General features: G+C 59.2%; 7 protein-coding genes. 5 read left to right on the top strand and 2 right to left on the bottom strand.

Features of this window, described 5'->3' with window-relative positions:
• Positions 1–103 precede the first annotated feature (103 nt).
• Positions 104–298, top strand: coding sequence for a SlyX family protein (locus tag Z947_RS0108255; RefSeq protein ID WP_025043831.1), 195 nt, complete (start codon positions 104–106; stop codon positions 296–298).
• 73 nt (positions 299–371) lie between these two features.
• Here the strand turns inward: Z947_RS0108255 and Z947_RS0108250 are convergent, their stop codons facing one another.
• Together Z947_RS0108250 and dnaE are read right to left on the bottom strand one after the other, a co-directional pair.
• On the bottom strand, positions 372–1,370 hold the full coding sequence (locus tag Z947_RS0108250) for a hypothetical protein (protein WP_025043830.1): 999 nt from the start codon (positions 1,368–1,370) through the stop codon (positions 372–374).
• A gap of 99 nt (positions 1,371–1,469) precedes the next feature.
• A complete protein-coding gene (dnaE, locus tag Z947_RS0108245; RefSeq protein WP_025043829.1) occupies positions 1,470–5,006 on the bottom strand; it encodes a DNA polymerase III subunit alpha in 3,537 nt (1,178 codons plus the stop codon).
• A gap of 182 nt (positions 5,007–5,188) precedes the next feature.
• Between dnaE and xdhA the strand changes: the two genes are divergently transcribed.
• Genes xdhA through Z947_RS0108225 form a run of 4 tightly spaced genes read left to right on the top strand, consistent with a single transcriptional unit; the run spans position 5,189 to position 11,245 of the window.
• On the top strand, positions 5,189–6,580 hold the full coding sequence (gene xdhA / locus Z947_RS0108240) for a xanthine dehydrogenase small subunit (RefSeq protein WP_025043828.1): 1,392 nt from the start codon (positions 5,189–5,191) through the stop codon (positions 6,578–6,580).
• Positions 6,577–8,967 carry a xanthine dehydrogenase molybdopterin binding subunit gene (gene xdhB / locus Z947_RS0108235; RefSeq protein ID WP_025043827.1) on the top strand — a complete coding sequence of 797 codons (2,391 nt, stop codon included), beginning with the start codon at positions 6,577–6,579 and terminating at the stop codon, positions 8,965–8,967. Before xdhA ends, xdhB begins: the two co-directional genes overlap by 4 nt.
• Positions 8,964–9,728, top strand: a complete 765-nt coding sequence (gene xdhC / locus Z947_RS0108230; RefSeq protein ID WP_025043826.1) for a xanthine dehydrogenase accessory protein XdhC — start codon at positions 8,964–8,966, stop codon at positions 9,726–9,728. Before xdhB ends, xdhC begins: the two co-directional genes overlap by 4 nt.
• Positions 9,725–11,245, top strand: coding sequence for an ABC transporter ATP-binding protein (locus Z947_RS0108225; protein ID WP_025043825.1), 1,521 nt, complete (start codon positions 9,725–9,727; stop codon positions 11,243–11,245). Before xdhC ends, Z947_RS0108225 begins: the two co-directional genes overlap by 4 nt.
• Positions 11,246–11,285: the final 40 nt, after the last annotated feature.

Raw genomic sequence — 11,285 nt, 5'->3', positions numbered from 1 at the left:
TCTGGAGTTGCTGCGCGTCTAGCCGATGGGGCCGCGCGGGGCAAGGTGCCGACCTGTCCCTGCCCCCTTACAGTGGCGCAAAACCCGTGCTAAAGGCCCCGACATGGAAAAACTTGAAGAACAGATTGCGCATCTGACCCGCGCGGTTGACGACCTAAGCGATATTGTGACCCGTCAGGAAGACGAAATCACGCATCTGAACCGCCGTGTCCACATGTTGATGCAGCGCGAAGGTGAACGCGAGGCGTCAACAGGCGGTGCAGTGGTGATGGGCGACGAACGCCCCCCGCATTACTAAGCAAACCATGGGCAACGGGCGTGGTTTCTTTCAAAGAAACCAATCGGAATTTTCACAAAATTCCGTCTCTGTCCTAGCCGCTTGATTTCATTTCACTTGCAACAACTGTGCCGTCATGGATCAGTTGTTCCGACCAGCGCTTGTTGTCACTCAGCCGTTCGTAGGCGTTGATGAACACCGCTTCACGCTCCAGCTTTTTCATCTTGGCCCCGCAAGGTTTGCCCTTGCGCACGCCACAAACGCTGCCCTTCACTTTTTCATAGGCTCTGTCTGTTTCACCAAAGGTCAGATGCTGGCCTGCAGGACCGTAATGCAGTTGTTCGTAAAAAGACGGCTCACCCAGCAGCACATGTGCGGCAGTCACCTGACGCGGACATCCGTCGTCAAAACCGGTGATATAAAAAATGCGCGTCCCCGAAGCCGCCGGATTGGAATCATATAACGTATATCCGCTGGCGCTCACCGCATCGACCTTGCGCCCCAGCGGCTGACGCTTTGCCGCACAACTGCGGGCCATCACGCCGTAAGGCAGCATCGTGCCATAATCGACTTCCGGCAGTTCGCTTTCGCTCGCCTTGGCCGCAGATTTCGACCCCAGACGCGCAAAGAATCCGCGCCGTTCGGGGGCGGACGCGGGGGCTTCCGGCTCCGGTGACACCGCGGCCAGCTGGGTTGCTGGTTCAGCGGCGACCGCCTCGGCACTCTTTGCCGCTTCAAAGGCATCAGCCGACAGGGTGTCCTCAGCACCGCCCGCAACAGGGCGTTGGGCAGGCACCGCGCGGCGCAGCAATCCGAACAGCCCGCCTTGGGGTGCCGGTTCACTTACGACAGGGGCGGCCCCTGTTGCGGTCTGTCCAAGTGTCGTGTCCGAAGATACCGTACCCTCAACCGGGTTGGCCGCCTGCGTTCCAAAGAACCCTTCACGGGCGACTTCTGCTTCACTCGGAAGAGCTTGGGCAGTTGGATCATTCTCGACAAGGTCCACGTCAGAGATCCGCATGACACCGCTCAGCGGATCGCCGCAGGCAGACAAAACCAACAAAAACCCCAGTGAAACACCAATTTTATGCACGATAACCCCATAGTTTTAACAGCCCACGCTGTTAACGGGTTGTTTACCTTATCCCGCTGGGTCCGTCCACGCATGATCAGAGGGCAAGCTGGTTCGTGCCTAAATCTCCTCGACCTCCAGCACGCCCCCCAAGGACCGGATCGCGCTTTTGATTTTAGGTGTCACAGGGAATTCGAGCCCCAGATCAACCTCCACTTCACCGGGCAATGCCGGGTCCATCAGACACAGCTGCACAGGTCCGCGCCCGCTTGATTTAGCCGCCTTACGCGCACCGTCCAGCACGTCAGCGACCGCTGAAATCGCTTCGGCGCCGTCAATGAACACGCGCAAGCCCATGCTGCCTGCATCTTCGACAGCAAGCTCCACCGATGACACGGAACGCCCCAACAGCTTAAGCTGGTCACTTTCCATCGTTGCCTCAACCGTGATCACAACCTTTGATCCGGTTTCCAGATGGTCGCGCGCAGCCTCCAGCGTATCCGAAAATAGCGTCACCTCATAGCCGCCCGTCGGATCGGACAGCTGCGCAAAGGCAAAGCGGTTGCCGCGTGCCGATTTGCGTTCCTGCCGTCCCGCAACGATCCCCGCCAGCCGCGCATTCATCGCGCCGCGGTCCGTGACCTTTTCCGTCAACTCGTCCAACGTCAGGAACGGCACGCCCGCGTCCCGCCCCCATTTGCGTTTCAACGCGGTCATGTAGTCATCCAGCGGATGACCGGAAAGGTAGAAACCCACCGCTTTGAATTCCTCGGTCAGCCGCTCCGCCGCCTCCCAATCATCACAGGGCAACATGCGCGGCTCTGGCAGGTCATCGCCCGCCTCGCCAAACAGGGACACCTGATTTGACGCTTTTTGTTCATGGATCGCTGCGGAATAGCTGACCAGAGGATCAAGTGAACGGAATACCCGCGCACGGTTATTGTCGAGCTGGTCAAACGCCCCGGAGCGCGCCAACATTTCCAAAGGTCGTTTACCCACCCGTTTCAAATCGACCCGCCGCGCCAGATCGAAAAGGGTTGCAAAAGGCTTGTCGACACCTTCGACCTTGCGTCCTTCGGTGATCAGCTTCATCGCTTCGACACCGACGTTTTTCAACGCGCCCAGCGCATAAACCAGCGCCCCATCCACAACCTTGAAGGTTGCATCCGACCGGTTCACACAAGGCGGGACCCACGGCAGTTCCAGCCGCTTGCGCACCTCTTCGAAATACACTGACAGCTTGTCGGTCAGATGGATATCGCAGTTCATCACGCCGGCCATGAATTCGACAGGATGGTTCGCCTTGAGCCACGCTGTTTGATAGCTGACCACCGCGTAGGCAGCGGCGTGGGATTTGTTGAAACCGTAGTTGGCGAATTTTTCCAGAAGGTCGAAAACCTCGGCGGCTTTCTTTTTGTCGACGCCATTGGCCATTGCGCCCTTTTCGAACTTGGGACGTTCCTTGGCCATTTCCTCGGCGATCTTTTTACCCATCGCACGGCGCAGCAGGTCGGCCCCGCCAAGGGAGTATCCCGCCATAACCTGCGCGATCTGCATCACCTGTTCCTGATAAACGATGATGCCTTGGGTTTCGGCCAGAAGATAATCAATCGACGGATGCACCGATTCAATCTCGCGCTGGCCATTCTTGACCTCGCAATAGGTCGGAATGTTCTCCATCGGACCGGGACGGTAGAGCGCCACCAAGGCCACGATGTCTTCGATACAGGTCGGCTTCATGCGCTTGAGCGCATCCATCATGCCGCTGGATTCCACCTGAAACACCGCAACCGTCTTGGCGCTGGCATAAAGCTTGTAAGATGCCTCATCATCCAGCGGTATGGTCGATATGTCGTCCAGCAGGCCCTCGGGCGGGGTGAACAATTCGGTGCCGTCCGCCGCGATATGCAGATGCCGCCCCGACGCTTTGATCTGGTCAACGGCGTTCTGGATCACGGTGAGCGTTTTCAGGCCAAGAAAGTCGAATTTCACCAGCCCCGCCTGTTCGACCCATTTCATGTTGAACTGGGTCGCGGGCATATCAGAGCGCGGATCTTGATAAAGGGGGACAAGCGCGTCCAGTGGACGGTCGCCGATCACCACACCCGCCGCGTGGGTCGATGCGTTGCGCAGCAAACCTTCAACCTGTTGGCCATAATTCAGCAGACGCGCCACGACTTCTTCGTTCTTGGCCTCTTCGCGCAAGCGGGGTTCGTCCGCCAACGCCTTTTCGATGCTTACAGGTTTCACGCCTTCGACAGGGATCATCTTGGACAGGCGGTCCACCTGACCATAGGGCATCTGCAACACGCGACCGATGTCACGTACCGCCGCTTTCGACAAAAGCGCACCGAAAGTGATGATCTGGCCCACACGGTCGCGCCCGTATTTCTGCTGAACGTACTGGATGACCTCCTCGCGCCGGTCCATGCAAAAGTCGATATCGAAATCGGGCATGGATACACGTTCGGGGTTCAAAAACCGCTCAAACAGCAGTGAATAGCGCAGCGGATCAAGATCGGTGATCAACAGAGCATAGGCCACCAAAGACCCCGCACCGGATCCCCGTCCCGGCCCGACCGGAATATTCTGATCCTTGGACCATTTGATGAAATCCGCAACAATCAGGAAGTAGCCGGGAAACCCCATGCCCTCGATGATGCCCAGCTCGAATTCCAGCCGTTTCTCGTATTCCTCGACAGTGGTGGCATGGGGGATAATCGCCAGCCGCGCCTTTAGGCCCTCCTGCGCCTGACGGCGCAATTCGGCAATCTCGTCATCGGCGAACTTCGGCAGGATCGGATCACGGCGATACGTCATAAACGCACAACGCCGCGCGATTTCGACAGTATTTTCCAGCGCCTCTGGCAAATCCGCAAACAGGGTGACCATCTCGGCTTCGGATTTGAAATAGTGCTGTGCGGTCAAGCGGCGCCGGTCGGCTTGTTGATCCACATAGGCCCCTTCGGAAATGCAGATCAATGCGTCATGCGCCTCGTACATTTCAGATTTAGGGAAATAGACGTCATTGGTCGCCACAAGCGGGATGTCCATGGCATAGGCCATTTCGACCAAACCCTGTTCGGTCAGCCGCTCAGCCTCGGGCTGGCCGTTTTCCCCCGGATGACGCTGCAACTCCACATACAACCGGTCCCCGAACGCTGCCTGTAACCGCGCCATCAAAGCCTCTGCGGCGGGGCGCTGGGCACTTTGCAACAGACGCCCGATCGGCCCGTCCGGCCCGCCGGTCAAACAGATCAGATCCCCCGAAAGCGCCTCCAGCTCCTCCAGCTTGACCGCAGGCAGGGCGCTCCCCTTGTCCAGATACAGACAGGAGTTCAGCTTCATCAGGTGTTCATATCCGGTTTCGGTTTGGGCCAGCAAAACGACGGGGGCCGGATCTTTCTCCCGCTCGCCCGGTTGCCCGACCACATAGGCCAGATCGACCTGACAGCCCATGATCGGCTGCACCCCCGCCCCTGCCATCGCGACGGAAAACTCCAATGCTGCGAACATATTGTTGGTGTCGGTCAGTGCCAACGCAGGCATGCCGGCGGCACGGCACATGTCGGGCAGCTTTTTCAGCCGCAACGCCCCTTCCAGCAAGGAATACTCGGAATGGGTGCGCAGGTGAATGAATCGGGGGGACTGGGTCATGCCCAAGGAATAGGCGACACGCACCGCCTCGGCCAGAGCCCGCGCGGCTTATGGCATCATTTTTCTTGCAACACACCACCTGCCCCGCATAGCTTGTAGCGATAAAGCCCGCGCACCCCGTTCTACGCCGCATCGAACGTCGCGCAACTTATTGGCAAATGGTACCGCGGCAGGTTGATCCCATGGACATCACGTTTTCCCTGAACGGAAACCCCGTGTCTCTTACAGACGTCCCCCCCACAACAACACTGCTGGACTGGCTGCGCGAAGACCGCCAGCTGACCGGCACCAAAGAAGGGTGCAACGAAGGGGACTGCGGTGCCTGCACGGTGATGGTCACTGATGAAAGCGGCACGCAGGCGCTGAACGGCTGTATCCTGTTCCTACCGCAGGTGAACGGCAAACATGTAACCACCGTGGAAGGGCTGTCCGCGCCCGACGGCACACTGCACCCCGCGCAAACGGCAATGATCGACGCACACGGCAGCCAATGTGGGTTCTGCACGCCGGGGTTTGTGGTCTCCATGGCCTCTGCACATTTGAACGGGTCTACCGATCACGACATCCAACTGGCCGGCAACCTGTGCCGCTGTACCGGCTATGCCCCCATCATCCGCGCCGCAGAGGCGATCACTGAACAACCGGTCCCCGATCATCTGCTCTTTTTGGCTAAAAATACTGAAGCGCGCCAGCCCGCCACAGCGCCCGCTAACGATGATACGCAGGTCCAACCCCATACCAGCGACGCCCTCGCCACGTGGTACGCGGCCAACCCTGACGCGACGCTGATTGCCGGTGCCACCGACGTTGGTCTTTGGGTCACAAAACAGTTCCGTGATCTGGGTAAAGTGGCCTTTTTAAACCGCTGTACCGATCTGCGCGGCGTTACGCATACCGAACAAGAAATCCGCATCGGCGCGATGACAACTCTCAGCGACCTTGAAACCGCCATCGCCCCGCATCACCCCAGTTTTGCCGCGATGATCCGCCGCTATGCTTCTGTGCAGGTGCGTAACGCCGCAACCATCGGCGGCAATATCGCCAACGGCTCGCCAATTGGGGATGGTCCGCCCGCGCTGATCGCCCTTGGTGCTACATTGCATTTACGACACGGTGACACCCGCCGCAGTCTCGCGCTTGAAGATTTCTTTATCGACTACGGCAAACAGGACCGCGCCGCCGGTGAATTTGTCGAAGCCATCACGATCCCCAAACAGACCGACACTTTGCGCTGTTACAAGCTTTCCAAACGGTTTGATCAGGACATCTCTGCCGTTTGCGGATGCCTGTCGATGACCCGCGAGGGCGATATGATCACTGCCGCTCGCCTCGCCTATGGCGGCATGGCAGGCACCCCCAAACGTGCCAGCACCGCTGAGGCGGCGTTGATCGGCAACCCGTTTACCGAAACCACCATGCAGCGCGCAATGGCAGCAATGGCACAGGATTCCCAACCGCTTAGCGACATGCGCGCCTCTGCCGGCTACCGCCTGCAAACTGCGCAGAATATGCTGCTGCGTTACCTGCACGAGGCCGAAGGCCGCGCCACAAATGTGTCGGAGGTGACACCATGAGCATCGCCAAACCGCTGCCCCATGACGCCGCACGCCTGCATGTGACCGGCGCTGCCCGCTATACCGACGACATTCCAACGCCCACTGGCACGCTGCACCTTGCATTTGGTACCAGTCGGGTCGCGGCAGGCGCAATCACCGCGATGCACCTGGAACAGGTAAAAAGCGCCCCCGGCGTGCTGCACGTCCTCACGGCAGATGATTTGCCGAATGACTGCGATGTTTCGCCGTCCAACCACGACGAACCGCTGCTCGCGACGGGCGCCGTACACTACGCTGGCCAGCCGCTGTTTATTGTCATTGCAACCTCGCATCTTGCCGCCCGCCGCGCCGCCGCGCTAGCCCGCATCGACATTGCAGAGACCAAGCCGATCCTCACCGTGCAGGATGCATTGACCGCCAATTCCCGTTTTGAAGATGGCCCGCGCATCTATCAGAAAGGGGACGCTGAAGCCGCGCTGTCCACCGCCGAAAACATCCTCGCGGGGCAGATCACCTTGGGCGGGCAGGAACATTTTTACCTTGAGGGACAGGCCGCCCTTGTTCTGCCATTGGAAGGTGGCGATATGCTGGTCCATTCCTCCACCCAGCATCCGACCGAAATCCAACATAAGGTGGCCCATGCCATCGGCAAACCCATGCACGCGGTGCGGGTCGAAACCCGCCGTATGGGTGGGGGGTTTGGCGGTAAGGAAAGTCAGGGCAATGCTTTGGCAGTCGCCTGCGCTGTCGCCGCGCAACTGACGCAAAAGCCCTGCAAAATGCGTTATGACCGTGACGACGACATGATCATCACTGGCAAACGCCATGACTTCCAGATCGACTATACCGTTGGATTTGACAGTTCAGGGCACATCACGGCGCTGGACGTGACCCATTACACCCGATGCGGCTGGGCGCAGGACCTATCCTTGCCGGTGGCGGATCGCGCGATGCTGCATGCGGACAATGCCTATCATCTCAACAATATCCGCATCACCTCGCATCGCTTGAAAACCAACATGCAATCGGCAACCGCCTTTCGCGGCTTCGGCGGACCGCAGGGTGTGGTGGGCATCGAAAAAATCATTGACCATGTCGCGCAACATCTGGGCCTTGATCCATTGACTGTCCGGCGCGCGAACTACTACGCCGACCGGATCGCGGATGTCGAACCACCCGCAGTCGCCCCTACTCAGGCCGCATCAAACCCCGATGCGGACAGCGCCTCTCGCGGTGCGGACAAGCCGCGCCCTTCCAGTGTCCCAACGCCCCCTGAAGATGTGCAAACCACGCCCTATGACCAACCTGTCACCGATTGCATCATCAATGCGCTGACCGATCAACTGGCGGAAAGTTGTGACTATGCCGAACGGCGCAAATCCATTGCGGCATGGAACGCGGACAACCCGATCCTGAAACGCGGCATCGCCCTGACACCCGTGAAATTCGGCATCTCGTTTACCTTGACCCATCTCAATCAGGCAGGTGCCTTGGTCCACGTCTATCAGGACGGTTCGATCCATCTGAACCATGGCGGCACCGAGATGGGCCAAGGACTGTTCCAGAAAATCGCCCAAGTGGCGGCCAGCCGGTTCGGCGTCCCGATTAAGGCGATCAAGATCACCGCAACCGATACCGCGAAAGTGCCCAACACCTCGGCCACCGCCGCGTCCTCCGGTACGGATCTGAACGGCATGGCGGTGCAGAATGCCTGCGATGAAATCCGCGAACGGATTGAGGCGCACCTCGCCGAGAAATACGAAACCGACGACATCACCTTTGCCGATGGCCACGTAAAAATAGGCAACGACGAAATCACCTTCGCCCAAGCCGCGACATCTGCTTATGAAAACCGCGTGTCCCTTTCCGCCACCGGATTTTACAAAACCCCTGACATTCAATGGGACCGTATCGCGGGCAAGGGCCGGCCGTTTTTCTATTTTGCCTATGGGGCCGCTTGCACCGAAGTTGTCATTGACACACTGACCGGTGAAAACCGCATCCTGCGCACCGATATCCTGCATGACGCCGGTGCATCCCTGAACCCCGCCATCGACATCGGCCAGATCGAGGGCGGCTATGTGCAAGGGGCTGGATGGCTCACCACTGAGGAACTGGTGTGGGACGATCACGGCCACCTGAAAACCCACGCGCCCTCTACCTACAAGATCCCCGCCTGTTCGGACCGGCCCGATATTTTCAATGTGGCCCTCTGGGACAAGCCCAATCCGGCACAAACGATCTATCGCTCCAAAGCGGTGGGCGAACCGCCGTTCATGCTGGGCATTTCCGCCTTTATGGCTTTAAGCGATGCGGTTGCCGCCTGCGGTCCTGCCTACGGCGACCTGCAAGCCCCCGCCACCGCCGAAGCCGTCCTGTACGCTGTTCAAAGAACCCGCGCATGACGGCGCTTTGGGTAGAAATCACCGCCACGCGCGGGTCAGCACCGCGTGATGCCGGCACCGCCATGCGGGTCACGCCACGGTCGATTTCAGGCACCATCGGGGGGGGAACGCTGGAACATCGCGCCATCGCAACCGCGCGCAAGATGTTGGAAAGCGGGCAGACGCGGCACAGTGAAACCTTGCCACTGGGCCCCAACCTTGGCCAATGCTGCGGCGGTGTTGTGACCCTTCAGTATACCGATGAACCCCGACAGACCGACGTTGTATCAGTGCCGGACTGGCCGCAGGTTCGCCTGTCGGATACCCGGCAAAAACTGTGGCTTTGGGGCGCGGGCCATGTCGGGCGGGCCGTGATGCGCGCCGCACCTTCACAGGCGTTCGAAATCACGTGGATCGACAGTGACCAGAACCGTTTCCCGTCGCATATCCCGGCCCACGCGACGGCCGTGCCAACCCATGATATGCCCCGTCTGGCAGGTCACGCACCGCAGGATGCCCACCACCTGATTTTCACCTATGCGCATGACATCGATCTTGCGCTCTGCGCTGCCTTGCTGAAGCGCGATGCGGCCAGCATCGGATTGATCGGATCGGCAACGAAATGGGCCCGCTTTCGCAAACGGCTGACGGCCTCGGGGCTTGACCCCGCGCCCGTCACCTGTCCCATTGGGGACAAAGCGCTTGGCAAATCACCCGACCAGATTGCAAAAGGTGTGATCAAAGCTCTGCTCGTTTCGACCCAACCCAAGGCCATCGCATGACCGACACACCGCTTCTTGACCTTTCCGGCCTGACCAAGGCCTATCCCGGTGTTGTCGCCAATGACAACGTGTCCTTGCGCATCGCACCCGGCGAAGTGCACGCGCTGCTGGGCGAAAACGGGGCCGGTAAATCGACCTTGGTTAAAATGATCTACGGGTTGGTGAAACCGGATGCGGGTACGATGCATATGTTTGGCGCGCCTTTCGCGCCATCTGAACCGCGCGCCGCACGTGCGGCCGGCGTCGGCATGGTGTTTCAACATTTCTCGTTGTTCGACGCATTAAGCGTTGCCGAAAATATCGCCTTGGGAATGGAAAACGCACCCAAGATGGGGGCACTGAGCCAGCAAATCCGCGATGTGTCCGATACCTATGGGTTGCCGTTGGCCCCGGATCGGATTGTCGGCGATTTATCTGCCGGAGAACGCCAACGGGTCGAAATCATCCGCTGTTTGTTGCAAGAACCCAAGCTGTTGATCATGGATGAACCCACATCGGTCCTGACCCCGCAAGAGGTTGAAATCCTGTTCAAAACCCTGCGCAAACTCAGCGCGGAGGGGACAGCGATCCTTTATATCTCGCACAAGCTCGAAGAAATTCGGTCTTTATGTGACAGCGCCACCATTCTGCGCCTTGGCAAGGTGGTGGGGCATTGCACACCGTCCGAAACATCCGCCCGCGATATGGCGGAAATGATGGTGGGCAAGCTTTTGCAAACGCCGACACGGGCGGGAAAGACACCGGGTGACGTTGTGCTGACGCTCCAAGGGCTTTCAGCCAAATCGCCCAGCGCCTTTGGCATGCCGTTACGCGATATTTCGGTTGAAGTACGCCGTGGCGAGGTTTTGGGCATCGGCGGCGTTGCCGGCAACGGGCAGGACGAATTACTGGCCGCGCTGTCGGGTGAAATGCTGACATCACCCGGTATGATCCGGTTTCAAGAACGCGAAGTTGGCCTGCTAGGGCCGACGCCACGCCGCGCGATGGGTATTCTGACCGCGCCAGAGGAACGTCTGGGCCATGCCGCCGCCCCCGATATGTCGCTGACCGAAAACGCCATGCTCACAGCGGCAGCGCGTGAGAAACTGGAAAGCGGCGGGATGTTGAACTGGGGCAAGGCGCGAACCTTTGCCGAAAAAATCATCGAAACCTTTGATGTGCGGACACCGGGTCCTGCGAATGCCGCGCGGTCGTTGTCGGGCGGGAATTTGCAGAAATTCGTGATAGGCCGTGAAGTATTGCAGCGCCCCGATCTTTTGGTCGTGAACCAACCCACATGGGGCGTGGATGCCTCTGCCGCGGCGGCAATCCGGCAAGCCTTGCTTGACCTTGCGGAGGGCGGCACGGCGTTGGTGGTGATTTCGCAGGATCTGGATGAGCTGATGGAAATATCGGACCGGTTTGCCGCGCTAAACGAGGGCCGCCTGTCAGAACCACGGCCCGCGCAAGGGTTAACGGTGGACGAAATCGGATTGATGATGGGCGGTGCTCACGGGATGGAGGTTGCGCATGTTTGAACAGATATGCCGTGCGTTTGAAAGTAAGAAAAAGCCGGGG

Origin of the sequence: Sulfitobacter geojensis (genome assembly GCF_000622325.1) — a bacterium.
Classification (GTDB): Bacteria; Pseudomonadota; Alphaproteobacteria; order Rhodobacterales; family Rhodobacteraceae; genus Sulfitobacter; species Sulfitobacter geojensis.
The sequence above is the reverse complement of the archived record's forward strand: the minus strand, read 5'-3'. Positions and strand labels throughout refer to the sequence as shown.

Coding starts and splice junctions, on each gene's coding strand:
- Z947_RS0108255 (WP_025043831.1), top strand. CDS start 104: ATGGAAAAACTTGAAGAACAGATTGCGCATCTGACCCGCGCGGTTGAC.
- dnaE (WP_025043829.1), bottom strand. CDS start 5,006: ATGACCCAGTCCCCCCGATTCATTCACCTGCGCACCCATTCCGAGTAT.
- xdhA (WP_025043828.1), top strand. CDS start 5,189: ATGGACATCACGTTTTCCCTGAACGGAAACCCCGTGTCTCTTACAGAC.
- xdhB (WP_025043827.1), top strand. CDS start 6,577: ATGAGCATCGCCAAACCGCTGCCCCATGACGCCGCACGCCTGCATGTG.
- xdhC (WP_025043826.1), top strand. CDS start 8,964: ATGACGGCGCTTTGGGTAGAAATCACCGCCACGCGCGGGTCAGCACCG.
- Z947_RS0108225 (WP_025043825.1), top strand. CDS start 9,725: ATGACCGACACACCGCTTCTTGACCTTTCCGGCCTGACCAAGGCCTAT.